Source organism: Sphingomonas sp. DMC8 (assembly GCF_056314185.1).
The window spans coordinates 692,404-719,068 of record NZ_JBQUYV010000002.1; the positions used below are offsets into that span (position 1 = coordinate 692,404).

The 26,665-nt window shown below is 65.2% G+C and carries 17 protein-coding genes; 11 read left to right on the plus strand and 6 right to left on the minus strand.

The features are described 5' to 3' along the window. Positions 1 to 186: 186 nt before the first annotated feature. The gene (locus tag ACT53K_RS07185; RefSeq protein ID WP_476227877.1) at positions 187 to 2,799 is read right to left on the minus strand and encodes a TonB-dependent receptor; all 2,613 of its coding nucleotides are present in this window, start codon (positions 2,797 to 2,799) and stop codon (positions 187 to 189) included. 323 nt (positions 2,800 to 3,122) lie between these two features. On the opposite strand from ACT53K_RS07185, the gene ACT53K_RS07190 reads away from it, so the two are divergent. After that, positions 3,123 to 6,467 (plus strand): hybrid sensor histidine kinase/response regulator, encoded by a 3,345-nt coding sequence (locus ACT53K_RS07190; protein ID WP_476227878.1) that lies wholly within the window; start codon positions 3,123 to 3,125, stop codon positions 6,465 to 6,467. Here the strand turns inward: ACT53K_RS07190 and ACT53K_RS07195 are convergent. Both ACT53K_RS07195 and acs read right to left on the minus strand, forming a co-directional pair. Next, complete coding sequence (locus ACT53K_RS07195; RefSeq protein WP_476227879.1) at positions 6,444 to 7,088, minus strand: response regulator transcription factor; 645 nt, start codon at positions 7,086 to 7,088, stop codon at positions 6,444 to 6,446. The two genes, ACT53K_RS07190 and ACT53K_RS07195, sit on opposite strands and share 24 nt — an antisense overlap. Positions 7,089 to 7,101: 13 nt before the next feature. Next, positions 7,102 to 9,051, minus strand: a complete 1,950-nt coding sequence (gene acs / locus ACT53K_RS07200) for an acetate--CoA ligase (RefSeq protein WP_476227880.1) — start codon at positions 9,049 to 9,051, stop codon at positions 7,102 to 7,104. 220 nt (positions 9,052 to 9,271) lie between these two features. Between acs and ACT53K_RS07205 the strand changes: the two genes are divergently transcribed. Further along, complete coding sequence (locus ACT53K_RS07205; protein ID WP_476227881.1) at positions 9,272 to 10,726, plus strand: DcaP family trimeric outer membrane transporter; 1,455 nt, start codon at positions 9,272 to 9,274, stop codon at positions 10,724 to 10,726. A 65-nt stretch (positions 10,727 to 10,791) separates the two neighbouring features. Further along, positions 10,792 to 12,525, plus strand: coding sequence for an MFS transporter (locus ACT53K_RS07210; protein WP_476227882.1), 1,734 nt, complete (start codon positions 10,792 to 10,794; stop codon positions 12,523 to 12,525). A 45-nt stretch (positions 12,526 to 12,570) separates the two neighbouring features. Here ACT53K_RS07210 and ACT53K_RS07215 read toward each other — a convergent pair whose 3' ends face one another. Continuing rightward, positions 12,571 to 13,209: a TetR/AcrR family transcriptional regulator gene (locus ACT53K_RS07215; protein ID WP_476227883.1), complete on the minus strand. Its 639-nt coding sequence runs from the start codon at positions 13,207 to 13,209 to the stop codon at positions 12,571 to 12,573. A 98-nt stretch (positions 13,210 to 13,307) separates the two neighbouring features. Between ACT53K_RS07215 and ACT53K_RS07220 the strand changes: the two genes are divergently transcribed. From ACT53K_RS07220 to ACT53K_RS07230, 3 genes are read left to right on the plus strand one after another with little or no spacing between them, the layout of a single operon-like run. Continuing rightward, the gene (locus tag ACT53K_RS07220) at positions 13,308 to 14,780 is read left to right on the plus strand and encodes an efflux transporter outer membrane subunit (RefSeq protein ID WP_476227884.1); all 1,473 of its coding nucleotides are present in this window, start codon (positions 13,308 to 13,310) and stop codon (positions 14,778 to 14,780) included. Continuing rightward, entirely contained in the window at positions 14,773 to 15,966 is a 1,194-nt protein-coding gene (locus tag ACT53K_RS07225; RefSeq protein WP_476227885.1) for an EmrA/EmrK family multidrug efflux transporter periplasmic adaptor subunit, read from the plus strand. The genes ACT53K_RS07220 and ACT53K_RS07225 overlap by 8 nt, the downstream gene beginning before the upstream one ends. 13 nt (positions 15,967 to 15,979) lie before the next feature. Continuing rightward, positions 15,980 to 17,509, plus strand: a complete 1,530-nt coding sequence (locus ACT53K_RS07230) for a DHA2 family efflux MFS transporter permease subunit (RefSeq protein WP_476227886.1) — start codon at positions 15,980 to 15,982, stop codon at positions 17,507 to 17,509. A 3-nt stretch (positions 17,510 to 17,512) separates the two neighbouring features. On the opposite strand, the gene ACT53K_RS07235 is transcribed toward ACT53K_RS07230, so the two are convergent. Beyond that, on the minus strand, positions 17,513 to 19,207 hold the full coding sequence (locus tag ACT53K_RS07235; RefSeq protein WP_476227887.1) for a hypothetical protein: 1,695 nt from the start codon (positions 19,205 to 19,207) through the stop codon (positions 17,513 to 17,515). 151 nt (positions 19,208 to 19,358) lie between these two features. Here ACT53K_RS07235 and ACT53K_RS07240 point away from each other — a divergent pair, with 151 nt between their 5' ends. From ACT53K_RS07240 to ACT53K_RS07260, 5 genes are all read left to right on the plus strand, one after another. After that, positions 19,359 to 20,585, plus strand: coding sequence for an MFS transporter (locus tag ACT53K_RS07240; RefSeq protein ID WP_476227888.1), 1,227 nt, complete (start codon positions 19,359 to 19,361; stop codon positions 20,583 to 20,585). A 27-nt stretch (positions 20,586 to 20,612) separates the two neighbouring features. Further along, the gene (locus tag ACT53K_RS07245) at positions 20,613 to 21,500 is read left to right on the plus strand and encodes a proline iminopeptidase-family hydrolase (RefSeq protein ID WP_476227889.1); all 888 of its coding nucleotides are present in this window, start codon (positions 20,613 to 20,615) and stop codon (positions 21,498 to 21,500) included. A 5-nt stretch (positions 21,501 to 21,505) separates the two neighbouring features. Next, entirely contained in the window at positions 21,506 to 22,918 is a 1,413-nt protein-coding gene (locus ACT53K_RS07250) for an ethanolamine ammonia-lyase subunit EutB (protein WP_476227890.1), read from the plus strand. Next, positions 22,915 to 23,673 (plus strand): ethanolamine ammonia-lyase subunit EutC, encoded by a 759-nt coding sequence (eutC, locus tag ACT53K_RS07255; RefSeq protein WP_476227891.1) that lies wholly within the window; start codon positions 22,915 to 22,917, stop codon positions 23,671 to 23,673. The genes ACT53K_RS07250 and eutC overlap by 4 nt, the downstream gene beginning before the upstream one ends. 499 nt (positions 23,674 to 24,172) lie before the next feature. Further along, positions 24,173 to 25,087, plus strand: a complete 915-nt coding sequence (locus ACT53K_RS07260) for a glycosyltransferase family 2 protein (protein WP_476227892.1) — start codon at positions 24,173 to 24,175, stop codon at positions 25,085 to 25,087. 33 nt (positions 25,088 to 25,120) lie between these two features. Here the strand turns inward: ACT53K_RS07260 and ACT53K_RS07265 are convergent, their stop codons facing one another. Further along, entirely contained in the window at positions 25,121 to 26,659 is a 1,539-nt protein-coding gene (locus tag ACT53K_RS07265; protein WP_476227893.1) for a GH39 family glycosyl hydrolase, read from the minus strand. Positions 26,660 to 26,665: the final 6 nt, after the last annotated feature.

The window sequence follows — 26,665 nt, forward strand, 5'->3', positions numbered from 1 at the left end:
GGGTCTCGCAGGGCTGGGCGATACCGGAAAAGCGCAACTGCGGGGATGCCAGCTTGCGCTGGCATGACGCGGGGGATGGGGGACGGGCCGCCATCCACGCAGGATGCGCATATGAAACTGATTGAGAAACAAAAAAAGGGCCGGCTGCAACAGCAGCCGGCCCCTCTCTTTTTCCGTTTGGACCTATCAGAACTTCACGCTGACTTCGCCGCCCCAGGTGCGCGGCGAGTTGAAGTTGGCATAGTCGCCCAGGATGCCGCCGTAGCTGGTCGAAACCAGCTGGCCATTGGCACCATAGTTGAGGACAGGCGACGAGTTCGCTGCCGAGCGACGATAGATGTAGGTCGTGTCGAGCAGGTTGCGTGCCCAGATCGAGAAGGTGACCTTGTTGTGATCCGACACCCGGATGTCGGCGAGCGAGATGCGGCCGTTCATCACAAAGCTGGCATCGGTCTTGGTCGGCTCGAGCTGGAAGCTGTACTGGCTGCTCGAATAGTTGCCGTCGAGGTGCAGGCGAACGGTCGCATCGCCGTTGCCGACCGGCACCGCATAGTCGATCGAGCCCGACGCTGCGTTCTTCGGCGTATAGACGATGTACAGCTGCTGCGCGGGGGCACCCGGGGTCAGCGGGTTCACCGCCGACGGCGCACGCCAGTAGGTGTAGGCGTACGAGGCGTTGAGCGTCAGGCCCTGCACCGGCGCCACGGTCAGATCCGCTTCGATGCCGCGGATCTTGCTCTGGCCGGCGTTGGTCGTCTGCTCGATGTGGCTGCCGTTGGTCGGGCTCTGGCCGTTCGTGTCGAAATAGTCGAAGTCGAACTGGGTGTTCGAACGGTCCATGATGAAGCCCGCCAGGTTCAGGCGTGCCTTGCGGTCCCAGAATTCCATCTTGGCGCCAACTTCATACGACTTCACCGCTTCCGGGCCGAAGGCGTTGAACTGGAGCGAACGGTCGTTCGCACCACCGGCGCGGAAGCCGGTCGCATACTTGGCGTAAAGGTGGACGTCGCGGCTCGCGTCGAAGGCGATGTTGATCATCGGATCGAAGCGGCTGATGCTGTTGCTGAAGCCGAACGGCGACACGGTACCCGGGACCGCCAGATCAGCGCGGTTGTTCACGACATAGAGCGTGCCATGACGCTTGTCCTTGGTCCAGCGACCGCCGACCGTGACGTGCACCACATTGCCCAGCGCCGCCGGCGTGTAGGTCAGGTTACCGAACAGCGAGTAGTTGTGGTCCACCGCCTGGCTCGCGCGGGTGATGAACTGACAGCTATTCGCAAACTGCGGCACCGTCGTCGCCAGCGTGTTGTTGCACGACGGATCGAACTGCTGATAGCCCGAGTTCGCACCGGTGATCGCGCTGGAGTTGCCCGGGATGGGGCTGCGGATCGTGTAGGCAGTGCCGTCCGAATTCCACTGGTTGCTCAGCGGCGTAGCGGCATATTCGGTGGCGTGCTCGGTGAAATAGTACGCGCCGACGACATAGTCGAATTCGGGCACGCTGCCGACCGCCTGGAATTCCTGGCTGAACTGGTGCTGGCGCAGGAACGACAGGCTGTAACGGCTGAAGGTGCCGGTGGTGTTGATCGCGGTGGGGTTCGCGGTGTTCGGCACGAACGGCGCGAACGAGCTACGCTCCGGACCGCCCGAGTTATCCCACTGATCGGTGCTGACGCCGCGCCAAGCAGTGATCGAGCGCAGTTCGAGCCACGGCGCCGCCTTGTACTTCAGGTTCGACGAGAAGCCATGGGTGATGTCGACGCTCGGCTGCTGCGGCACGCCGACATCGGCGACCGTCTGGCGATCGGAGTGGACGCCGACGAGCGGACCGCGCGGCGCGATGCAGACCGGCTTGGTGCTGCCCGCGGCGATGGTGCCGCCGCAGTTGACGCCGTTCAGCTGCAGCACACCGTTGTTGAAGGTGCCGACCGCATAGCCATTCGGATTGTAGTTGATCAGCTGGCTGTACTGCGGGGTGTTCTCGTCCTTCGCATAGTCATAGGCGAAGTCGGCCGTGAAGCCGTCAATCGGCTTCCAGCGTGCCGCAACGCGACCGCCCTTGCGGTCATAATAGTTCCAGCCGGTCGAGCCCTGGAGCGGGTTCTTCACGGTCGGATCCTGGTGCTGGTAGACGCCGTCAAACTTCAGCGCGACGTTATAGAAGGCCGGCAGGTCGAGGTGCACGTCGGCATTGTGGCTGCCATAATTACCCACGCCCGCGTTGACGCGGCCGCCGAATTCGCCGCTCGGCGCGCGCGAAACCAGCGACAGCGCGCCGCCTTCGGTGTTGCGGCCGAACAGCGTGCCCTGCGGGCCCTTCAGCACTTCGATGCGCTCAATGTCGAACAGCGCGGCGTTCAGGCCTTGCGTCTTACCCAGCGCGACGCCGTCGATATAGACGCCGACACCGCCGTCACGCGCAGTCTGGTTCTGGTCGTAGGGGACGATGCCGCGGATACCAATCGTCAGCGCCGACTGGCGGGCTTCGAAGGTCGCGACGCGCAGCGACGGGATGGTGCCGTCGGCCAGGTTGAACAGGCTGAGGACGTGGCGATCCTGCAGGCCCTGCGTGTTGAGCACGCTGATCGAGATCGGCGTCTGCTGCAGGTTGGTTTCGCGCTTGGTCGCCGTGACGACGATCTCGCCGAGCGATTCGGTCGGCGTCTGATCTGCGGTCTGCGCCTGCGCCGGAGCCTGCTGCTTTTCGGGATCGGGCGCGGCGTAGGCGAACTGGGGTGCCGCCAGCATCGCAGCGCTCGCGAGCAGCCAACGCCGCTGCGAAGAGGTAATCTTCATCTCATTTTCCCCTAGTGGAATATCGTCCCTGAGTGCCAGCCGTTCTTACGTGGCCGAGCGCGCTCTAGGCGCCGCAGATTTCAGGATCGGGAAGGTTTCATGACGCATTGCAGCGCAAATTCATCATAATATTTTCATCTTTTCTTGTCTGCCGCGGCGAAAGATGTTACAAAGGTGCGCAATTCCATGCGTTTCGAGCGGACCAGTGCGATGCCGCCGGTTCGCGGGCCAATCAAAACCACCGAATCGGCATGATTTTGATTTTCGCTTGCGCCCCTTTCGCGAGCTTCTAGGCTTTTGGCGGGAGAGGGAGACGGGCGGAAATGATCGGCCCCGGCGCTGCGGCATTGCTGGCAATCGGCCTGGTGCTGGCGCTGTTCAGCATCGCCGCGATCGTCGAACGGCGCGGCGCACGACCTGCGCGTGCCAGCATGCGCAACCTCGCTTATGCGCTGGCGCTCGGCGTCTATTGTTCAAGCTGGACCTTTTACGGCGCCGTCGGCAGCGTGGTGCGCGACGGCTGGAATTACCTGCCAATCTATGCCGCGCCGATCCTGGCACTGCTGCTCGCGCCGCGATTCTTCCGCCGGCTGGGGGAGGCGGTGGCCAGCGAGCAGGCAACCAATGTGTCCGACTTCATCGCCGCGCGCTTTGCCAATGATCCGGTGGTTGCACGGCTGGTGACGGTGATCGCGCTGCTCGGCTCGATTCCCTATGTCGCGCTCCAGCTGCGCTCGATCGGCATCGCGCTCAGTGCGGCTTCGGGCATCGACATGGTCCAGCCGGTGATGATCGCGGCCGCACTGCTGCTGGCGCTGTTCGCGATTTCCTTCGGCGCGCGGCGGTTCGAACTGTCGGGCCGGAGCGAGGGCCTCGTCTATGCCATCGGAGTCGACTCGCTGGTGAAGATCGCCGCGCTGTGCGTCGTGACGTTGTTTGCCGGCTGGGTGCTGCTCGGCCAGGGCCGTGCCGTGGCCATGGCGGGCATCACACGCTTTGGTGCATTGTTCGGCGGCGAGCATCTCTCGGTCGACACGATTACGATCGGTCTGATTTCCGCGCTCGCGGTGATCGGCCTGCCCCGGCAATTCTATATGGGTATGGTCGAGGCCCAACGGCCGCAGGATTTCGTCCGCGCCCGTTTTGCGCTTGCCGGCTATATCGCACTGATGGCGCTGCTGGTGCTGCCGATTGCGCTGGCGGGGATCACCGTCCTCCCGGCAGGCATGGCGCCGGACCTCTATGTGCTCGCCCTGCCCGCCGCCGGCGGCGCATCTCTGGTCCTGGCCTGCGCGCTGCTGGGCGGCGTGAGTGCAGCAGCATCGATGGCGGTGGTCGAGACCACGGCGCTCGCCACCATGGTTTCGAACGACCTGATCTTTCCCAGCGTCATCCGGCGGGGACTGCCGAGCGGCGCGGGCTCGATCGGGCGGCGGATGCTGTTCGTTCGCCGGGCGTCGATCGGGACTATCATGTTCGCGGCGCTGGCATGGGGCCTCGCCATTTCGGCGCGCAACTCCCTGGCATCGATCGGGCTGATCGCTTTTGCCGCCACCGCGCAATATACGCCGCACCTGATCCTCGCTGCCTATGGCCGCGACCATGACCCGCTGGCCGCGCGCGCCAGCCTCGCCACCGGATTGCTGCTATGGCTCTACACGCTGGCGCTGCCGCCGGTGCTGCCCGATGCGTGGCTGGCGGCGCTGGCCGCAACGCCGATCGACCCCATCCACCTGCTGGGCGTGCAAGGTCTCTCCCCGCTCGTCCATGGGGTGGCGTGGAGTCTGGGCGCCAATTTGCTGGTGCATGCGGTGCTGGCCGCGCGCACGCTGTCACCGCCCGCCCTGCCCCGCTTCCTGCGCGAGCAGCGCCCCGTCACCAATATCGGCGAACTGACCCGACTGACGGCGAGCTTTGTTGGCGAGGAGCGCGCCGCCAGTGAGCTGGCCGACCTGCCCGCCGACCAGCCCGTCACGCGCGCCGCCGCCCGCAAGGCGCAGGAACTGATCGCCCGCGTGATCGGCGCAGCATCCGCACGCACGCTGGTCGCCTCGGCACTGGCCGGGGGCACGATGCGGCTCGACCAGGTGACGCGGCTGCTCGACGAAGGGGGACAGAGCCTGCGCTTCTCGCGTCCGCTGCTCGCTGCGACCTTCGAGAATATGGACGCAGGCGTCAGCGTGGTCGATTCGGAACTTACCCTCGTCGCCTGGAATAGCCGCTATCTTGAATTGTTCGATTATCCCGAGGGGCTGGTCCGGATCGGCACGCCCGTCGCCGATCTGATCCGCCACAATGCGCGGCGCGGCGATTTTGGGCCGGGCAGTGTCGACTTTCATGTCGAGAAGCGGCTCGAGCATCTGCGGCGCGGTCTTGAGCACAGCTTCGAACGCAAGCGATCCGACGGACGCGTCATCAAGACCGTCGGCGGACCGATGCCCGGCGGCGGCTATGTGATGAGCTTCACCGACGTCACCAGCGAGGCCCGCGCCCGCGAGGCGCTGCGCGAGACGCTGGAGGCGCTGGAAGACCGGGTGGCGGAGCGCACGCACGAACTGTCGGAGGCCAATCGCCGGCTGGCGGCCGCCGACCGGGAAAAGACTCGCTTCCTCGCCGCTGCCAGCCACGATCTGCTCCAGCCACTCCACGCCGCCCGGCTGTTCGCGGCGGCACTCGAGCGCGACATCGCCCCGACGATGCGACCGATCCTGTCGCGGCTCGACGGATCGATCCGGGGTGCCGAGGATCTGCTGCGCGCGCTGCTCGACATCAGCAGGATCGATGCGGGCGGGGTGCAGCCGGTGCCGGAGACGATCCGGCTGGCGCCGTTCCTGACCGATATTGCAGAGGGGCTGCGGCCGATGGCCGAGGCGAAAGGCCTGGCGCTGCGCATCGGCCCGCTGCCCGGCGCGGTAAAGAGTGACCCAGGGCTGGTCCGTTCAGTGGTGCAGAACCTGCTGGTCAACGCGATCCGCTATACCCGCAAGGGCGGCGTGCTGATCGGGGTGCGGCGACACGGGCGGGAATGGCGGATCGATGTGGTCGATACCGGCGTCGGTATCGCCGAAGAGCAGATCGGCAGCATCTTCGGCGAATTCACTCGGCTCGGCACCGTCGATGTCGAGGGTCAGGGGCTGGGGCTGGCGCTGGTCGATCGCATCGCCCGGCTGATCGACGGCACAGTGGAAGTACGGTCGGCGCCCGGCCGGGGTAGCCGTTTCAGCCTGCGCCTCGCGATGCACAGCCCGCCCGCACCCTCCACCACAGCCGCCGAGCACGCCCTGCCGGCCAACGGGCGATCGCTGCGGCTGCTGGTGGTCGATGACGACCCGCGAATTGTCGAGGCCAGCGTCGCACTGCTCCACCAGTTGGGGCATATGCCGGTTGCCGCACAGGGCAGCCGAACCGCGCTGGCGGCGCCGGGCCCGTTTGATGCCGTGATCGCCGACCTGCGGCTGGGTGACGACAGCTTCGACGGCTTCGACCTGATTGCCGCGCTGCGCGAAACCTGGCCCGCCCTGCCCGCGGCGCTTGTTACCGCCGAAACCGGCGCCGCGCTCGCCGCCCGTGCGGCGGCGGAAAGCATCGCGCTTTACGCGAAACCGATCGACCCGGAAGCGCTGCGACGCTTCCTCGATACGGTGTCAGTGGCGCAGGTCGAGCCCTAGCGAACGCGCGACCAGCGCCGCCTGGGTGCGGTTGCTGACGTCGAGCTTGCGCATGATAACCGTCATATGCGCCTTCACCGTCGTTTCGGCGATGCCCAACTGGTGCGCGATCTGCTTGTTGAGCTGGCCGTCGAGCACGGCGAGCAGCACCTTGAGTTCGGTAGGCGTCAGCTTTGCGACCGTCTCGCGCACCGGCGCCAGCTCGGTATCGGCGGGCTCCACCGGTACGGGCCGCGCACTGCCGCTCAGCGCGCGGCCGATGGCGGTTTCAATCGCACCCAGATCGCTGTCCTTGCGCAGAAAACCGATCGCCCCGAAGGCCCGTGCTTCCTCGGCAGCGGCCGCGCCTTCGGCACTAGAGATAACGAGGATCGGCACATCCGGGCATTCGGCGTGAAGCAGCGCGATCCCCGAATAGCCGACCGCGCCGGGCATCTTCAGGTCAAGCAGGATAAGCGCCAGCGGCTCACCCGACGCCTTCACCTCTTCAACTGCCCGCGCGGCGGCCGCGAGCGTACCCGCCTCCATCACCCGCGCCTCCGGTCGAACCCGACTGACCGCCAGACCCAGCGCCTGGCGGAACAGCGGGTGATCGTCGGCGATCAGGATGGCGCCGGGCAAATCCCTCTCCGGTTCATGCCTCCGCGAGTTGCGGACGGTTGGCGATCAGATTGTCGACAACCGACGGGTCCGCCAAGGTAGAGATATCCCCTAGATTCGACACTTCATTTTCCGCGATCTTGCGCAGAATGCGGCGCATGATCTTGCCCGAGCGGGTCTTGGGCAGGCCGGGTGCGAACTGGATCACGTCCGGCGTGGCGATCGGGCCGATCTCGTGCCGTACCCACTGCACCAGTGCACGGCGCAGCGCGTCGTCGGGCTCGATCTCGGCATTGGTGGTGACATAGGCGTAGATGCCCTGCCCCTTGATCGCGTGCGGCATCCCAACCACGGCCGCCTCGGCCACGGCTTCATGCGCGACGAGTGCGCTTTCGATTTCGGCCGTGCCCATGCGGTGACCCGACACATTGATCACGTCGTCGATCCGGCCGGTGATCCAGTAATAGCCGTCCGCGTCGCGGCGGCAGCCGTCGCCGGTGAAATATTTGCCGGCAAAGGTGGTGAAATAGGTCTGGAAGAACCGCTCCGGATCGCCCCACACGCCCCGCATCTGGCCGGGCCAGCTATCGGTGACGACCAGGCAACCCTCGCCCGCACCTTCGATGACATTGCCGTCATTATCGACCAGCTGGGGCCGCACCCCGAACATCGGCTTGCTCGCGGAGCCGGGCTTCAGGTCGGTCGCCCCGGGAAGCGGCGTGATCATCGCCGCGCCGGTTTCGGTCTGCCACCAGGTGTCGACGATCGGGCAGCGCCCCTCGCCGACGACGCGGTGATACCATTCCCAGGCCTCGGGGTTGATCGGCTCGCCGACCGAACCGAGCAGCTTGAGCGAGGAACGGCCGGTCTTCTGCACCCAGCTATCGCCCTCGCGCATCAGCGCCCGTAGTGCGGTGGGGGCGCCGTAGAAAATCTCGACCCCGAATTTGTCGACCACCTGCCAGAAGCGCGAGGGATCGGGCCAGTTCGGCACGCCTTCGAACATCACCGTGGTCGCGCCGTTGATCAGCGGGCCATAGACGACATAGCTGTGGCCCGTGACCCAGCCGATGTCCGCCGCGCACCAGAATATCTGCCCCGGGCGATAATCGAAGATGTACTGGTGCGTCATCGATGCCCAGACGGCGTAGCCACCGGTGGTGTGGAGAACGCCCTTGGGCTTGCCGGTGGAACCCGACGTGTAGAGGATGAACAAGGGGTCTTCGGCATTCATTGCCGCAGGCGGGCACTCGACCGGCTGTGCGGCGACGCCGTCATGCCAGTCGACATCGCGGCCAGCCTGCATCGGCACCCCGGCGCCGGTACGCTTCAGTACGATGACGCTGTCGACATCCGGGCAATGCGTCAGCGCTTCGTCGACATTGGCCTTGAGCGGCACACGCCGCCCGCCACGCAGCCCTTCGTCTGCCGTCACCACGACCCGCGAGCCGCAATCGAGGATGCGACCGGCCAGCGCATCGGGCGAGAAGCCGGCGAATACCACCGAATGGATCGCGCCGATCCGCGCGCAGGCGAGCATCGCCACCGCCGCCTCTGGCACCATCGGCAGATAGAGCGTCACCCGGTCGCCGCGATGGACGCCGCGCGACGCCAGCAGATTGGCGAAGCGGCAGACTTCCTCGTGCAACTGACGGTAGCTGATCCGGCGCTCCGGCTCGGCGGGGTCGTCGCTTTCCCAAAGGATGGCGATGGTGTCGCCCCGGGCGGCAAGATGCCGGTCGAGGCAATTGGCCGCGATGTTGAGCGCGCCATCCTCGAACCAGCGTATACCGAAGTCCTCCTCATGGAAGCTCGTGCGCTTCACTCGCGTGAAGGGCTGCATCCAATCGAGCCGCTGCGCTTCCTGCCGCCAGAAAGCTTCCGGCTCGTCGAGCGACTGCTGGTACAGCGCCTGATAGCGATCGGCATCGATCAAGGCATTCTTGGCCCAGGCCTCGGGCACCGGATGGACGAGTTCTGACATTGGGCTCTCCTCTCCTCACGGGCAGGGCCAACGCGCCCCGGCATTTCAATTTCGCCCAGTCTAGGACGCACCACGCCGCTTCGGACCCCCGACCAAGGTCGAGGAGGGTCGACCATGGTCCCGCTGGCCGGCGCCCGGCCGGGGGGCGCACACTCCCCCACAGAAAAACGCATAGTGGGAGAGGATGATGGCTAGCTCGAAAGCCGTAACTCGACAGAGGATGATTGCCGCACTGATGGGTGCGACCGCTTTGGTGGCGCCTGCTGCGGTGCAGGCACAATCCACGCGCCACGCGCGGCAAAGCGAACGCGAGGCGGCGCTGGAAGCACGGCTCACCAGGCTGGAAGCGGAGCTGACAGAGATGCGCGCGGCGCTGCAGGCCAGCCGGGCACAGCAAAATGCCGAGGCGGCGGCCACTGCCCAGCGCAGCGCCGAAATCGCCGAAGCAGCCAAGGCAAGCGCCGCCGCCGCGACCGCAAAAAGCGATGCTACCGCCGCCAAGGTCGCCGCGCTCGAAGCCAAACCGGTGCCGGAGGGCATGCGCAGCGGCAATACCACGATCAAGCTGGGTGGCTTCGTCAAGCTGGTGGCGTCGAACAGCCGCTTTGATGACGGCACGGTCGCTACCAACTCGCTGGGCCGCGACTTCTTCCTCGCGCAGACAATCCCGGTGGGCGGCAAGGCGACCACCGATACCGATTTCAGCGCCAAGCAGACACGACTGTGGCTCAATCTGGCCTCGACTGTCGCCGGGCATCAAGTGAAAGGCTATGTCGAGACCGACTTTCAGGTCGATGCCAATGCCGCCCCGGCGATTGCCGGTGGCGGATCGCAGCGTACGACCAACGGCTATACGCTGGCGTTGCGACGGGCGTGGCTGCAGGTCGACCGCGTGCTGATCGGCCAGGAATGGACCAACTTCCAATATGTCGCGGCGCTGCCCGAAAGCACCGACTATGTCGGCGGCGTCGAAGGCACGGTGTTCAGCCGCCAGCCGCAGATCCGCTACACCGCGCCGCTGTCCAAGGCGGCGACGCTCAGCGTCTCGGTCGAAAACCCCGAAAGCGCCACGGCCACGCTCGGGACCGCAACCCTGGTCGAAAACGGCACCGACCATCTGCCCGACGCGACCGCGCGGCTCACCTATGCCGGTACTTTCGGCGAATTGTCGCTGGCCGGGCTGGTCCGCCAGATCCGCGTCGATGCAGCCGGTGCCGGCCTGACCCAGGGCGGCTATGGCCTGTCGGGCGCCGGCAAGCTGTGGCTCAACGGTGCCAAGACCGCCGACTTGCGCTTGATGCTCACCTATGGGCGCGACATCAGCCGTTATGTCGGGCTCAATTTCGCGCCGGACGCGGTCTATGTCCCGACCCGCGGCGTGCTGGAACATGTCAATGTGCTGGCGGCCATGGCGGCAGTGCGGGTTCCGCTGGCCGAACAATGGCGCGTCAACCTGATGGGCGCGTATCAGAAGGCCGACTATGCAAGCGCGCTGCCGCTTGCCAGTATCGCAGCGTATAACAAGCGTGCCTTCAGCGTGGGTGCGAACCTGTTCTACTCGCCGGTCAAGAATGTCGATGTCGGCATCGAATATCGCCATGGCGAGCGCGAGCTGGTCTCGGGCGCAAAGGGCCAACTGGATCGCGTAGAGTTCGCCGCAAAATACGGGTTCTGAGCGGCGCCGGAAACAAGCGCGGGCGATCACACAGAACAGCCGCCCGCCCAACGGGAGAGAGTGCGATGGCAATCACCTATGACGATGCCCTGCCACGGCATCATGAGGCGACGCGCAGCGAGAAGCTGGTGATTACCGCCAGTTCGCTGGGCACGGTATTCGAATGGTATGACTTCTACCTGTACGGCCTGCTGACGACGATCATCGCCGCACAGTTCCTGACCGGACTGAACCCGACGACTTCGTTCATCATGGCGCTGCTGGTATTCGCGGCCGGCTTCATCGTGCGGCCGTTCGGCGCGCTGGTGTTCGGCCGCATCGGCGACATGGTCGGGCGTCGCTATACCTTCATCATCACCCTGCTGGTGATGGGCCTTTCGACCTTCCTGGTCGGCTGCCTGCCTACCTACAAGACGGCCGGCGTCGCCGCGCCGATCATGCTGGTGGTGCTGCGCATGTTCCAGGGGCTGGCGCTGGGCGGCGAATATGGTGGTGCTGCCACCTATGTCGCCGAACACGCTCCGGAGGGGAAGCGCGGCTTCTACACGAGCTGGATCCAGATCACCGCCACTGCCGGGCTGGCGATGGCGCTGCTGATCGTCATTACCGTCCGCTCGCCCGTGACCGGCGTGGGCGAGGAAGCGTTCAAGGCGTGGGGCTGGCGCGTCCCCTATCTGCTTTCCGGCATCTTCCTGGCCGTTGGTCTGTGGCTGCGCCTGAAGCTCCACGAATCCCCGGTGTTCAAGAAGATGAAGGCGGAAGGCACGGCATCCAAGGCGCCGCTGACCGAAGCGTTCGGCAAATGGGGCAATCTGAAGATCGTGCTGATCGCCTTTTTCGGCGCGATCGCAGGTCAGGCGGTGATCTGGTACACTGGCCAGCTCTATGCGCTGTTCTTCCTCGAGAAGATGCTGAAGGTCGACGGCCTCACAGCCAATACCCTCGCCATCACGGCGCTGCTGCTCGCCACGCCGTTCTTCCTGTTCTTCGGCTGGCTGTCGGACAAGATCGGCCGCAAGCCGATCATCCTGACCGGCTGCGCACTGGCGGCGCTGACGCTGTTCCCTGTGTTCCATGCCCTGACCAACGCTGCCAACCCGGGGCTTGCACGGGCGCTGGCATCGGCCCCCGTCACCGTCACCGCCTATAAGGGCGAATGCTCGTCGCAGTTCGACCCGGTCGGCCAGAACAAGTTCGACACGACCAGCTGCGACATCGTCAAGAATGCGCTCGCCAAAGCGGGTATCAATTACGAGAATGTCGCTGCGGCACCGGGCACACTGGCGACCATCACCATCGGCGGCAAGCGCTTCACCGCGCCCGATCCGCAACAGGTGACCGGCGACGCCCGTAAAAAGGCCATCGCCGCCTTCACCGCCCAGGTGATCGGCGCACCGGCCGTGCCCGCCAAGGGCAGCGAGCCCGCCAAGCCCGCGGTCACCGGTGAGCTGGCCAAGGTGGGCTATCCGACCAAGGCCGATCCCGCCGCGATGAACAAGCCGCTGGTGGTGGCGCTGCTCTTCTACCTCGTGCTGCTGGTGACCATGGTCTATGGCCCGATCGCAGCGATGCTGGTCGAGCTGTTCCCCAGCCGCATCCGCTACACCTCGATGTCGCTGCCCTATCATATCGGCAATGGCTGGCTGGGCGGATTGCTGCCGGCGATCGGCTTCGCGATGGTCGCCGCGAACGGCAATATCTACTACGGTTTCTGGTACCCCGTAGTGGTGGCGACGGCGACCCTGGTGTTCGGGCTGCTCTTCCTGCCGGAGACCTTCCGGCGCGATGTCGACGCCTGATACCGGACGATGCGGCAAGGCCGGCGAAAGCCGGCCTTGTTCCGTTTACGCGCCGGCTTCCGATTCCGGCCCGAATGCCCGCATGAAGACGTCAATGATATAATCGGCCTCCGCTTCGACATCGGTTTCGCTGAACGCACAGCCCAGCACTGCACGCTGGTGCAGGTCGCTGGCACACAGGCTGCACAGAACGAACGACGCGCGCAGCGGATCGGTACGACGAAGCTGCCCCTTCTCCATGGCGTCAGCCAGGAGCCCCGCCACCAGTTCGCGGGTGCGCAGCGGGCCTCGACGATAGAAAATCTGGCCCAGTTCGGGCGACCATGCCGCTTCGCTGGCAATCACCCGGTGCAGCTGCACCGCTTCCCGCGAAGTCACTTTATGGATCAGGCTGAGCGCGAAAGCCTTGAGCGTTCCTCGCAGATCGTCCGACGGGCGCAGCAAGGCGGTCAACTGCTCGCGATAGCTCTTGGTCGCCTCGTCAATCGTGGCGGCGAACAGATCCTCCTTGGAAGCGAAATAGCTCCACAGCGTGCCCTTCGAGCCGCCAAGTTCGGCCGCAATCGCCGACATCGACACGGCCGCATAGCCATGTTCCATGAAATGCCGTTTTGCGATGCAGAGGATCGCTGCACGGCGATCCTGCTTGCGTGCCTCGCGTTTGCTAACGGCCGGGGTCACCATACTCTCCATAACCATACTATAGGGTACGATTTTCTGTTGACAAGGCTCGACCCTGTCCCCATCTGGAACCTGTACCCATTAGTACGGTTTTAGCATCAATGATGATTCGCCCGCTGCATGCCTCCCTGTTGCTCGCCTCCGTCGCGACTGCGGCGCTGTCCGCCTGCGCGCCGGTGCCCAATCTGGGCGCACGCCCGGAAATGCGCGCGGCAGACAGCTTTGCCGCCAGCCGCTCGCTAGCCAGCGACGCAACTCAGGCGCAATGGCCGGCCGACAATTGGTGGACCGCCTATGGCGACAAGCAGCTGACCGCGCTGATCGAAGAGGGGCTGCGCGGCACGCCCGATCTGAACGTCGCCGCAGCGCGACTGCGTTCCGCCGAGGCCTATGCCGTCCAGGCGGGCGCTGCACGCTTGCCGCGCGTCGACGCCACCGCATCGGTTGTCGAGGCCAAGATCAATGCCGGTCGGGCGCTGCCTTCCGGCGTGCTGCCCTCGAGCTGGCAGGATGTCGGGTTCGGCGCGGCCAATTTCAGCTTTGACTTCGACCTGTGGGGCAAGAACCGCGCTTCACTGCGCGCTGCACTTTCGGACGCCGACGCCGCGCGGCTCGAACTGGCGCAGGCACGGCTGGCGCTCTCCACCAACATCGCCGCTGCCTATGCCGATCTGGTCCGCCTTTCCGCCGACCGCAAGGTGCAGGAACGGGCGCTGCAGGTCCGGCTGGAAACACAAAAGCTGGTGGCCGACCGTTATGCCAATGGCCTGGAAACGCGTGCGGAAGTGAAGCAGGCGGACGCCGCCGTGCCTGCCGCCCGCGCCGACCTCGCCGCTACCGACGAGCAGATCGGCCTGACCCGCAACCGCATCGCCGCGCTGCTCGGTCAGGGACCGGACCGTGGGCTCGACATCGCACTGCCCACCACCCCGGCCGAAGCCCGCGCACTGCCCGCGGACGTGACCACCGATCTAATCGGTCGCCGCCCCGACATCGCCGCAGCACGCGCCCGCGTCGAAGCCGCTGCCAGCCGGATCAAGGTTGCGCGCGCCGCCTTCTATCCCTCGCTGCGGCTGAGCGCGCTGGTCGGCTATGGCGCACCGGGCATCGACAACCTTGTCAAAGGCAACGGTGCCACGCTGCTGCAGGCAGGGCCTGCGATCAGCCTGCCGATCTTCCATGGTGGCGAGCTGCGCGGCCAATATGCCGGTGCCCGTGCGACCTATGACGAAGCCGTCGCCAATTATGATAACAGCGTCACCAAGGCGTTCCATGACGTCGCCGATGCCGTGACCAGCCAGAAGGCGCTCGCCACGCGACTTGCCGACAGCCGCCAGGCACTCGCTGATTCCGAACAGGCTTATTCCATCGCCAGGCAACGCTATGAAGGCGGCCTGTCGCGATTTCTGGATGTTCTGACCGCCGAGGAGAGGGTGTTGCAGAACCGTCAGGCCGTTGCCGAACTGGAAGCGCGCGCGTTTGCGCTCGACGTCCAGCTCGTCCGCGCGCTCGGCGGAGGCTTTTCCACCAACCATGCGGCTGCGGCCGCTTCCGAGGTCTCGACCCATGGCTGATGCCGAACCCGCTATCCACGCCGCCCGCAACGACGCCGCGCGCCATACGGACACCCCTGCCCCGACCGCCAGCGAACCTGCGGCGACCACCGGCCGCGCTTCGCTGCGCAAGCGGCTGATGCTTGGCATTGGCGGTGCAGTGGTACTCGCCGCCGCCGGCTTTGGTGGATGGTATGCGCTTGTCGGCAGCCATTATGTCAGCACCGACAATGCCTATGTCGGCGCCGACACCGCCAGCATCACTCCGCTGGTCGCCGCGCCGGTCATCAGCGTCGCGGTTTCCGATACGCAGATGGTGCACAAGGGCGACGTGCTCGTCCAGCTCGACGACAGTGATGCGCGCATTGCGCTGGCCCAGGCTGAGGCAGAGCTGGCCCGCGCCAGCCGCCAGTTCGGCCAGAGCAGCGCCACCAGTTCCGCTCTCGCCGCGCAAGTGCAGGCGCGCGAAGCCGACATCATCCGTGCGAAGGCGCAAGTTGCCGCCGCGCAGGCTGATTACGACAAGGCCCGTATCGACCTGCAACGGCGCCAGCGCCTTGCCCCGAACGGCGCAGTGTCGGGTGAAGAGCTGACCTCCGCGACCAACGCGTTCGAATCCGCACGCGCCAATCTGGAGCTCGCCCGCGCCGGCCTCGCACAGGCGGGTTCGACCCGCAGCGCCGCCACCGGCCAGTTTGAAGCGAACCAAGCGCTGATCCGCGGCGTGAATGCCACGACCGCGCCCGAGGTGCTGGCCGCCCGCGCCAAGGTGGAACAGGCCAAGCTCGACCTCTCGCGCACCGTGATCCGCGCGCCGATGGACGGCGTCATCACGCGCCGCGCTGTGCAGGTGGGCCAGCGCGTCGCACCTGGCGCGCAGTTGATGCTGATCGTGCCGATCGGCCAGCTCTATGTTGATGCCAACTTCAAGGAAGGCCAGCTGACCCGGGTGAAGCCCGGCCAGCCGGTCGAGCTGACCTCCGACCTCTATGGCGGCGGCGTCAAGTTCCATGGCCGCGTCGTCGGCTTTTCGGGCGGTACCGGGTCTTCCTTCGCGCTGATCCCGGCGCAGAACGCGACCGGTAACTGGATCAAGGTGGTCCAGCGCCTGCCGGTGCGCGTGGCACTCGACCCCAAGGAGCTGCAGGCGCACCCGCTGCGCGTCGGCCTGTCGATGGACGCCGAGATCGATACCTCGGCCAAGTAAGGAACCCGGTCCCATGAACGGGCAAATGCAGCGCGGCGGCTTCCTCGAGGGGCCGTCACTGATCCTTGCCGGGCTGGTGCTGGCGCTGACCAATTTCATGGTCGTGCTGGATACCACCATCGCCAATGTCTCGGTGCCGCATATCGCCGGCAGCCTCGGCATTTCGGCGAGCCAGGGCACCTGGATCATCACTTCCTATGCCGTTGCCGAGGCGGTGTGCGTGCCACTGACCGGCTGGCTGGCCGCGCGGTTCGGCACGGTGCGTACCTTCATCTTCGGGATGATCGGGTTCGGCGTGTTTTCGATGCTGTGTGGCATGTCGACCTCGCTGGCAATGCTGGTCGTGTGCCGGATCGGTCAGGGGCTTTGCGGCGGGCCGCTGATGCCGCTCACCCAGACGCTGCTGCTGCGCATCTTCAAGCCCAGCCAGCATGCGCAGGCAATGGGCTTGTGGGCGATGACGACGGTGGTCGCGCCGATCCTGGGGCCGATCCTGGGCGGCACGATCAGCGACAACTGGTCGTGGCACTGGATCTTCTTCATCAACATCCCGATTGCCGCGATCTGCGCGATAGGCGGCGTCCGCCTGTTGCTGCGTGCCGAAACCGACACCGCGAAGCTGCCGATCGACCGGTACGGGCTGGCGCTAATGATCCTGTGGATCGGCGCGCTGCAGATCCTGCTCGACCTTGGCCGTGACCATGACTGGTTCAACAGCAGCATGATCGTGTCGCTTGCGGTAATCGCAGCAATCGGCTTTGCGGTCTTCCTCGCCTGGGAAGGAACCGAACGCGAGCCGATCGTCGATCTGCGCGTCTTCCGTCATCGCGGCTTCACGGTATCGGTGATCTCGCTGTCCTTCGCCTTTGCGACCTTCTTCGCCTCGGCGGTGATCATCCCGCAATGGCTACAATCGAGCCTGGGCTATACCGCCACCGATGCCGGCTATGCGACCGCGATGTCGGGGCTGGCGGCAGTGGTGATGTCGCCGATCGTCGCTCGCCTTTCGACCAGGATGGACCCGCGCTTGCTGGTATCGTTCGGCATATTGTGGCTCGGGCTCTCCTCAATGCTGCGCGTCTACTGGACAAGCGGCGCCGATTTCTGGACCTTTGCCTTCCCGCAGTTCCTGCAGGGCTTCGGCATGCCGTTCTTCTTCATCCCGCTCACCACGCTGGCGCTGGGCGCGGTCGAGCCCGCCGAAACCGCTTCGGCAGCAGGGGTGATGAGCTTCCTGCGGACGATGGCCGGCGCAATCGGCACGTCGATTTCGACCAGCATGTGGGACGACAGTTCGCGGGTCGCGCGCAGCGAAATCGTATCCCGGCTGAACACCGATCCAACGCTGCGCGCACTCACTGCCAATGGCATGTCGGTCGATCAGGTGCGCAGTCTGGTCGCGACGCAGGTCGACCGAGAAGCGTTGACACTGGCGACGACGCACATCTTCCTGCTGTCGGCGATCATCTTCGTGTTCGCGGCCGGCATCATCTGGTTCACGCCGCGCCCGACCCGACCGGTCGATACCAGCGCGGCGCACTGACCGTCATCTGGCCCCGGAGCAGGGGCGCCACAGCTGAAGCTGGCGCTCCTCCTCCCAGAAGGTCATCTCCGGCAAGTCGGTCGCGCAATAGTGCGCCCGGTGCGCGGCGAACCAGCGCGCGGGCGCACCATTGCGAAACAGCGGCCAGACCGGCGTTACAAACCAGGCGCGGGCACGCGCCGGGGCATCGAGCTGCGACCAGACGACATCCGGCCAGGTCGGCGTGGCGGGATTGAGCCAGAGCAGCACCGGCGCCTGGGCGCCCAGCGACGCCGCCACTCCGGGGCCCGTGCCCGACAGGTCGACCAGCAGCGCGCCCTTTGCCTGCCCTGCGGCTTCACGGACGAAATCCGCCGTCTCCGGATCGACCAGAATGCGCGTGCCAGTGATCGGGTGCCGCACGGGGATCTGCTGGGCGAAGATCGGCGCGGGCAGGCTGTAGGGGGCGCTGGCCGCGAGCAGCATCAGCGCACCGGGCGCCAGCACGCAAAACAGATGCGCCGCACCGCTGCGCCACCAAACAGGATCGCGCGCCGCCAGCAGGAACAGCGCCAGCAACGGGAAGACCATGCTGAAATCGAGCTGCGCCCATTGGTTATTGAACGTCCCCAACGCCACCGCCGTCGGCATGGCCAGCAGCAGGAGCAGCATCAGTCGATCCCGAAGCGCTGCCGGGCGCGTCACGAGCGCATATCCGCAGGCGATCAGGACGAGCGCGAGGCCGACAAACTCGGGAATGCTCGCATCCAGCACATCCGGCAGGCCGCTGGCGAGATGCCACGCCGCCGCCGCCATCGCGATTCCGCCGAGCCAGCCGGACCAGCGATGCCGCCACAGAACCAGCCCGGCTAGGCACGCGATCGCCGCGACGCTGAGCGCCGGCGGCACTGCCAGCCAATCGAGGGCGATCTTGATCGGCAAGCGCAGCGGTGTGTTCGGGAGAGCCAGTATGTGCTGGCTTTTAGCCATCCGTGCGATCAAGCCGGGCATCTGCCAGGGCGGCAGGAAACACGCGATCAGCCCTGCGCCCAGAAGTAGCGCGAGCAATAGCGTCCAGCGCTTGTTGCGGTCACGGGTCCAACACCACCCCGCCAATGCCAGGATCAGCAGGACCGAAAGCGCGAACAGCGGCGGCTTGGCGAAGAGGGCGAGACATAGCCCGGCCGCCAGCGAAAGACACGCTGCCGCCAGCATCTTTGCGCGCGGAGAGGAAAGTGCAGCCATGCCGGCAACCAGCAGCATGCCCCCGACATTCGCGGCGGAGTTATAGCTGGGGGTGATGATCCAGGGAAAATAGATGGTCAGGCCGGCTGCCGCGCCGAAAAGCACGAACCGCAGCCGCGCGCCTGCGTCGGGCGCAAGGCTTGCCCCCAACAGGCCGCCCGCAACTGCAGTGACGCCGAAGCCCGCCAGCCGGTAATAGTGCAGATCGCCCTGCACCAGCCGGAACAGCGGATGCAGCAGATAGCCGAAGGGCTGATACAGCAGCGGATAAGCGTTCGGGTCACGCGCCCAGACGAGGTAAAAAATCTCGTCGGTCAGGTCGATTCCCCGGCCAGCGCCATAAACGAGCAGGCCGCCGCACGTCACCAACGCCAGCAAGGTGGCCACGAGCAGCAGTGCGGCGGCGATAGCGTTACGGCGCTGGTCGGGTTCCGCGCCGGTTCCGGCGGATGAAGCAGAAGCAGGCAACGACATTGGCGTCTATCTCCCCGCCCCGCCCCTTATCGGCATTGTCGGGCGCAAAGAAGCCTGTGCATGATGGGCGGGGGAACAATCAGGCTGGACCTTCGATCACAATCGGATACTAAATACCAAATGCGTCAACCCGGCGCTGGCGGGAGCATGCATGTCGAACAGCCGCAGACGCTTTCATCTGTCGCCCGCGTTGATGGGACTGACCAACCTCAGCTTCGGCAGCTATGGCGCCCTGTGCCTGATGACGATGCCGCAGTTGCTTGCGGCCAAGGGCGTGCCGCAGGGCATGATCTCCTCGATCACCGCGATAGCGCTGTTCCCCACCTTTGCCGGCTTTCTGGTGGCTCCCATTCTCGACGTGCGCTTCAACCGGCGCAGCTATGCGATCGTCTTTGCAGTGCTGAGCGCGCTTTTCGCGCTGGCGGCGCTGCACAGTCTCGATCATCCTGATCGGCTCGCGATACTGTTGTTCGCGGGCTATCTCTGTTCCAATCTCTACTACAACGCCATTGGCGGCTGGCTGAGCCTGGTCGTACCCGCCGGGCAGGAAGGGCGGCTCGCGGCCGGCTTTACCATCGGCAATGTCGCTGGCTTCGGCCTCAGCGCGATCCTGTTCATCAGCTTCCTGCGCGGCCTGCCGGAACCTGCAGGGCCGATTGCCTGTGCGTTGCTGATCGTGCTGCCGCTCGCGCTGTTTCCGTTCGTCCCGGCCTCCAGCGGCGAGAAGCGCGGTGCCCGCGAAAGTTTCGCCACGCTGGGGCGCGATCTGGCGGCGCTGGTCCGCAAACCGGTGGTGTTGCGCACGCTGTTCCTTTTCTGTCTGCCGGCCTCCTCTTTCGCACTAACCAACACGCTGGGCGGGCTCGGCGCGCGCTTCGGCGCTACCGAAGCCTTCGTCGCCACAGTGGCTGGGATCGGCGTGACCGGCGCGGGGATTGTCGGCTCCCTGTGCATTCCGCGGCTCGTACGACAAATCGAGCCGCTCTATCTCTACCTCGCGATCGGCACGACTGGCGCTCTCTTCACGCTTTCCCTGATCGGCATGCCGCGCACGCCGGCGATCTTCACGCTGGCCCTTATCGGCCAGAACATCTTCCAGTCGGCGGCCTTCGCGGTTGAGGCGACAATCGTGTTCCGCAGCATCGGCAACGACAATCCGCTCGCGGCGACCCAGTTCGCCTTTCTGCAGGCCGCCACCTGCCTGCCGATCACCTATATGCAGGCGGTCGATGGGCAGGCGTTCGACCATGGCGGGCTGCCGACCATGCTGGCGACTGACGCCGGCGCGTCGCTTGTTGCGTGCGCGGCGCTGCTGCCGCTCGCGATGCTGTGGCGTGCACGCGGCCGCATGACCCGACCGGCAGCCGTCTCCGCATAATATCCAAACCAGCAGGAAAAGACCCGCATGTCCGCCACCCCCGACCGCATCCGCATCGCCCTTCCCGGCGGCCATCACGTCATCGGCTATTGCGCGGGCGAGGGACCGGAAACGGTTATGCTCGCCAATGGCGGGCCGGGGCTGCCCAGCCTCTATCTGCGCGCTCCGCACATGCGGCTGGTCGAGGCGGGCTATCGCGTCGTCACCTGGGACCAACTTGGCTGCGGCGATTCCGACCGACCCGAGGACACCAGCCTCTGGACGCTCGAACGCTATGTTGCCGAGGCAGATGCAGTGCGGGACGCTTTCGGGGCGGAGCGGGTGCATTTCCTCGGCCATAGCTGGGGCACCTGGCTCGGCACCGAATATGCGCTGACGCATCCCGAACGCATCGCCAGCCTGATCCTCGCCGACGGCGCGTGCGACATTCCCCATCTCGTCGAGGAACTGAAGCGCCTTAAGCTCGGCCTCGGCCACGAAACCGTGACGATGATGGCCGCGCACGAAGCCGCCGGCACCATGGATCATCCCGAATATCAGGCGGCGATCACGATCCTCAACTATCGCCACGTCTGCCGGCTGAAGCAGTGGCCCGAAACGCTGACCCGCGCGCTGGAGGACTGGAACATGGGCCCCTACCACACCATGCAGGGTCCGAACGAATTCACCTTCACCGGCAACATGACCAACTGGAACCGAGTGCCCGACATGCACCGCATCAGCGCGCCCGCACTGGTGTTGACCGGCGTGCATGACGAGTTGACGCCCGCCTGTTCGGAAAAGATGTTCCGCGCCATGCCCGACGCACGCATCCATGTGTTCCCCAACAGTTCGCACATGCCCTTTTACGAGGAGCCCGATGCCTATTTCGCCGTGCTGACCGGGTTTCTAGACCGCGTGACCGGGCGGGTGTGACAGCGATGCGGCTCGCGGCCGATCTGGGTGGAACCCGCTATTCCTTTCCCGATCTCGCGCGCCTGCTTGCCGCGGCGACCCCGCTCCGTTCGGGTGATGTGCTTGCCGGCATCGCTGCGGCCGATGCCACCGAACGGGTTGCGGCGCGCTATGCCTTGGCCGACCTCCCGCTCCGCACGTTTATAGACCATGCGGTCGTGCCGTATGAACGGGATGAGGTGACGCGGCTGATCATCGACCGGCACGATGCGGCCGCCTTTGCCGCCATTGCGCATCTGACGGTCGGTGAATTCCGCGAATGGCTGTTGGAAGACGAGACCGACGGCGCCGCGATCGCCGCCGTATCGCCGGGCATCACGCCGGAAATGGCGGCCGCCGTATCGAAGCTCTGCCGCAACCAGGATCTGATCGCGGTCGCCGCGAAGATCCGCGTCGTGACCCGGTTCCGCTCAACTATCGGCCTGCCGGGCACGCTGGCGGTGCGGTTGCAGCCCAACCACCCGACCGACGATCCGGCGGGCATCGCCGCCTCGATCCTCGACGGACTGCTGATGGGGTGCGGCGATGCCGTAATCGGCATCAATCCCGCCCGTGACGATCTGCCTGCGACCATCGATTTGCTGCATCGGCTCGACGCGCTCCGCGCGCGCTACGATATTCCCACCCAGAGTTGCGTGCTGACCCATATCACCTCGGGCCTCGCGGCAATCGAACGCGGCGCGCCGCTCGACCTGATGTTCCAGTCTATCGCCGGCACCGAAGGCGCGAATGCAGGCTTCGGCATCTCGCTGGCGATGTTGCACGAAGGGTGGGAGGCAACCAGCGCGCTCGGCCGCGGCACAGTCGGCCAGCAGGTGATGTATTTCGAGACGGGCCAGGGATCGGCCCTCTCCGCCGATGCGCATCACGGCGTCGATCAGCAGACGCTGGAAGCGCGCGCCTATGGCGTTGCCCGCGCCTTCGACCCGTTTCTGGTCAACAGTGTCGTCGGCTTTATCGGTCCCGAATATCTCTACGACGGGAAGCAGATATTGCGCGCGGGGCTCGAGGACCATTTCTGCGGCAAGCTGCTCGGCCTGCCGATGGGCGTCGACATTTGCTATACCAACCACGCCGAAGCCGATCAGGACGATATGGACGTGCTGCTGACGCTGCTCGGCGTGGCCGGCGTCAATTTCGTGATGGGCGTACCCGGATCGGACGATGTGATGCTCGGCTATCAATCGACCAGCTTTCACGACGCGCTCTATGCCCGCCAGTTGCTGGGCCTGAAGCCGGCACCCGAGTTTGACGCCTGGCTGTCGGCCATGGGTCTGCTTTCGGCCGATGGCGCCCCCCGCTACGCGATGGCGGATGCGCTGGCGCTGCCCGCCTTTCCGCTCCATGCCCTGTTGCCGGAGCCGGAGGAGAGCCAGTGAGTTCGCCGACCGACCTGCGCACCCGCTGGCAAATGGTGACGCAGGCCCGGATCGGGCTTGGGCGCGCCGGGCGGGGCGTGCCAACGGACGCAACGCTGGCCTTCCAGCTCGACCATGCCCGCGCCCGCGACGCCGTGCACTGCCCGCTCGACGCCGACCGCGTGGCGGCAGCGCTCCCGCGACCGGCGCTTTTCGTCGCAAGCCAGGCAAGCGACCGCGCCACCTATCTCACCCGTCCGGATCTCGGCCGCCGGCTGGCGCCCGATAGTGCCGCGCTTCTGATGGAGGCCGGAAAGGACGGTCCCTATGATCTGGCGATCATGCTGGCGGACGGGCTTTCGGCTACCGCGCTCCATGCCCATGGGGCGGCGCTCACCGCGAACATCCTGGAGGCACTGCCCGACTGGCAGATCGCCCCGCTGGTGATCGCCCGCCACGCGCGGGTGGCGCTGGGTGACGAAGCAGGTGCGGCGCTACAGGCGCGTATCGTGCTGATCATTCTCGGCGAGCGCCCCGGTCTCAGCGCGCCGGACAGTCTCGGCATGTATCTCACCTGGAACCCCCGCCCCGGCCGATTGGACAGCGAGCGCAACTGCATTTCCAACATTCGTCCCCCGGCCGGGCTGGACTATCCGGAAGCAACGGAGGCGCTCGTTGCGCTGCTTCATGCGGCACGGCGCTCCCAACGCACGGGCGTGCAGTTGCAGGATGCGTCGGTTGATCTGGTGCAGCTTTCCGGATCGCAGAACGTATAGGAATCTCCCTGAACAGACGCAGCAGGTAGAAGGCTCGCCCGCTGTCGGATCGCCCTCCCCTGCCCTCCATGTCGAGATTCTGGAGCACGCCGGCGACCGCCAATTAATTTCCCAGATATGTTAGCTAACCCCATCCGATGCCACGCAATTCCAAACATTCCAGCGCCCTCGCGATCGAAATTAGACAAGCCTGACAGAGAGAAGCCTGCATCAAATTTGGCGTGTCGATAGGTTTTGCATTAAATACCTTCGAATCAGATCGCGTGAATCGTGGACTACCGTCCCAAACATAGTCGCGGTGGCATGGGGGAGGCGTTGGTGACTGACAAATTATCCCCCCGGCGCTCCGACCTTGCTGCCGCAGCAGCAATGGGCGGGAACGTAGCGCCTAGAGCACAAAAGGGCATGCCTGACGTACCGATCTATGGTGCGAGAGGAGCATAGCAAGCCTTCGGCTTCTGCCTGCATTGAGCGTGTTCTATCTGTGGGGAATCATGAGATGGGCCTGCGTATTTCGGCTGTTATCCCTGTCTATAATCGACCCGAGTTGATAAAGCGGGCGTTAGCGAGCGTGATCGCGCAAGGCGATGTTGGCATTTGCGAGATCATCGTCGTCGAAGATGGATCGCCAAATCCGATCGACCCTGCCGCTATTGCGGCAATCGACCCTCGCATTCGAATTATCCAGCATCAGGTGAACTGCGGCGGCGGAGCAGCGCGGAACACCGGCATTCAGGCCAGCACAGGCGACTGGATCGCCTTTCTCGATTCCGATGACGAGTGGTTGCCCGGCAAGATCGCCGCACAGTGCGCAGCGCTAGCCAATAATCCCACGGCGATAGCGGCCTTTACTGCGCTGCAATATTCCGCCCCGGACCGCGTTTTACCCAACGGTATCCCGCCTAAGCATCTGGAGAGAATCGACCTCGCCCGCTGCAACATACTGGGAACAACATCATCCCTGTTGGCAAAACGAGAGGCTTTGATCGAAGCCGGGGCATTCAACACGGACCTCCCGGCGTGTCAGGACTGGGATCTTTACCTGCGCCTCCTCGAGTTGGGGCCCTTCGCGATTGAGCAGACGCCACTTGTCCGCTTTCATCTCCATTCCAACGACCGGATATCCAGGAACGCTGCGGCAGTTCTGGCCGGACACGAAGCCTTTTTCAGCGCCATGCGAGAGCGCACGCCCGACTATGATCGCCGGATACGCCCCTACCATATGTTGAAAACAGCCCAGATTTATCTCGAGCTATTCGACGATCCCGCCCGCGCCCTGCCCTATGCATTGCGCGCAATGGTCAACGTACGGTCGCGCGCGTCGATCTACACCTTCGCGGAGACCATCACGTCACTCGTGCGACGGAAATCGAGCAGCGTCACCGCGCCCGCTACGAAGGTGGAGCCGGCCTAAGCGGATAAAGACGCTCCGTAGCGCGCTGCCTCATCAGCGCTTGGCCGGCTCCAGCGTTACCAGCACCACATCGTTGGTCTGGAGCGGCACGCGATATTCGAAGCGACCGCGTGCGCCGACCTGGACGAGGCGTTCGAACTCAGGCCGATCCTGAGTCATCGCCTGCAATTGCTTCAGCTGCGCTGCGCTGAGGTCTTTGGGACGTCCCATGTCGATATAAGCCGAATAGGCATCATTGTGACGATAACCGGTCCGTCGCACCCGCAACCGATAGCTGCCGCGCTTCAGCCCGGTGAACGTCAGCACCGCCGGCACCTCCGCCTTCGCCGGTACCAAAGCGCTGTAGAAGGGGCGGTCACTCACCGCCTGTACAGGCTGGTGCCAGTCCCACACCAGCGCCGTGACTCCACCCCGATCGGTTGCAGCAAGGCTATAGGCGTCGCCGGTCGCCAGATTCTGTCCGCGCACAGCGTTCAGATATTTGTAGGCGAACCAGGCCGGCTTGCGGATTCCGTCGCGGCTCATCAGCCCGAAGCCGCCATGAAATGCCGCCGGCGGCGGCCCTGATTCCTCGAACAGGTCGCTATAGGTCCAGTAGCTCATTCCCTGGAGAAAGCCCTGTGCGCCCTTGATCTTGGTGAGAATGTAAGGCGCGCTGACATAGCTGTCGTGCACCGGGTCGCGCGGCGTGTAGCTGGTGCTCCACTCGGTGAAATAGAGCGGCAGCGAAGGAAAGGCCGACGCGCCGATCTCGCTCCGCACCCTCCGCACATCGCCAGTGATCGCGTCGGGCGAGGGCGACAATTTGGTATCCTGCTCGCCCTTTTCGTCCAGAAAGCCGCCGTCGACGCCATAGGTGTGGGTCGTCACGAAATCGACCGGCGCCTTGCTCGCGGCGACATGCGCCAGAAATGGCGGCACCCACGCCGACCCAGCGGTGGCGGGACCACCGACGCGCAGCGCTGGGTCCACCGTTTTCAGCGTCCGCGCGGTCAGATCATATAGCGTGAAATAGGCGGCCTGATCGGCCTTTTCCCAAAAACCTTCGAGATTGGGCTCGTTCCAAACCTCGAAGAACCAGCGATGCACCTCCTCGGCGCCATAGCGTTGCAAAAGGTGCCGCGCGAAGGCATCGACAAGATCGCGCCAACCTTCGAGCTGCGGGTGCGAGGTGTTCCCCTTCCAGTAGAAGACGCTGTTGTCGGACGTCTTGAGCGCTTGGGGCGTGAAGCTCAGCTCGACGAACGGGCGGATCTTCTTCGCCAGCAGGGCATCATACAGGCGGTCAATCTCCGACCAGTCATAGGTGATTTTGCCGTCGCGCCGCTGCACGGTCTTCAGCACATCATGGAAGATCGCGTGGAAGCGGATGTACCGAAAACCAAGTTCGTCGACCGCGGTCTGGAGCTGTGCCTGGCTGTCGGGCCGGGCGAGCGTGCCGGGGAAATCGGACCCGACGGAAAGATCAAAGAAGCGATCGACGGCGCCCTGCGGCGCGGAGACATCAATGGTGATCGGCCGGGCGACAGTCTGCGCCTGGGCGATCGCCGGCGCCCCGGATGCAAGGATCATCGCAAT

Bases quoted from the DNA above. Each gene is read 5' to 3' on its own strand.
- ACT53K_RS07265 (WP_476227893.1), bottom strand. From the start codon at position 26,659: ATGATCCTTGCATCCGGGGCGCCGGCGATCGCCCAGGCGCAGACTGTC.
- ACT53K_RS07260 (WP_476227892.1), top strand. From the start codon at position 24,173: ATGGGCCTGCGTATTTCGGCTGTTATCCCTGTCTATAATCGACCCGAG.
- ACT53K_RS07220 (WP_476227884.1), top strand. From the start codon at position 13,308: ATGATGATTCGCCCGCTGCATGCCTCCCTGTTGCTCGCCTCCGTCGCG.
- ACT53K_RS07205 (WP_476227881.1), top strand. From the start codon at position 9,272: ATGATTGCCGCACTGATGGGTGCGACCGCTTTGGTGGCGCCTGCTGCG.
- ACT53K_RS07245 (WP_476227889.1), top strand. From the start codon at position 20,613: ATGTCCGCCACCCCCGACCGCATCCGCATCGCCCTTCCCGGCGGCCAT.
- ACT53K_RS07210 (WP_476227882.1), top strand. From the start codon at position 10,792: ATGGCAATCACCTATGACGATGCCCTGCCACGGCATCATGAGGCGACG.
- ACT53K_RS07225 (WP_476227885.1), top strand. From the start codon at position 14,773: ATGGCTGATGCCGAACCCGCTATCCACGCCGCCCGCAACGACGCCGCG.
- ACT53K_RS07215 (WP_476227883.1), bottom strand. From the start codon at position 13,209: ATGGTGACCCCGGCCGTTAGCAAACGCGAGGCACGCAAGCAGGATCGC.
- ACT53K_RS07235 (WP_476227887.1), bottom strand. From the start codon at position 19,207: ATGTCGTTGCCTGCTTCTGCTTCATCCGCCGGAACCGGCGCGGAACCC.
- ACT53K_RS07185 (WP_476227877.1), bottom strand. From the start codon at position 2,799: ATGAAGATTACCTCTTCGCAGCGGCGTTGGCTGCTCGCGAGCGCTGCG.
- acs (WP_476227880.1), bottom strand. From the start codon at position 9,051: ATGTCAGAACTCGTCCATCCGGTGCCCGAGGCCTGGGCCAAGAATGCC.
- ACT53K_RS07230 (WP_476227886.1), top strand. From the start codon at position 15,980: ATGAACGGGCAAATGCAGCGCGGCGGCTTCCTCGAGGGGCCGTCACTG.
- ACT53K_RS07240 (WP_476227888.1), top strand. From the start codon at position 19,359: ATGTCGAACAGCCGCAGACGCTTTCATCTGTCGCCCGCGTTGATGGGA.
- ACT53K_RS07250 (WP_476227890.1), top strand. From the start codon at position 21,506: ATGCGGCTCGCGGCCGATCTGGGTGGAACCCGCTATTCCTTTCCCGAT.
- ACT53K_RS07190 (WP_476227878.1), top strand. From the start codon at position 3,123: ATGATCGGCCCCGGCGCTGCGGCATTGCTGGCAATCGGCCTGGTGCTG.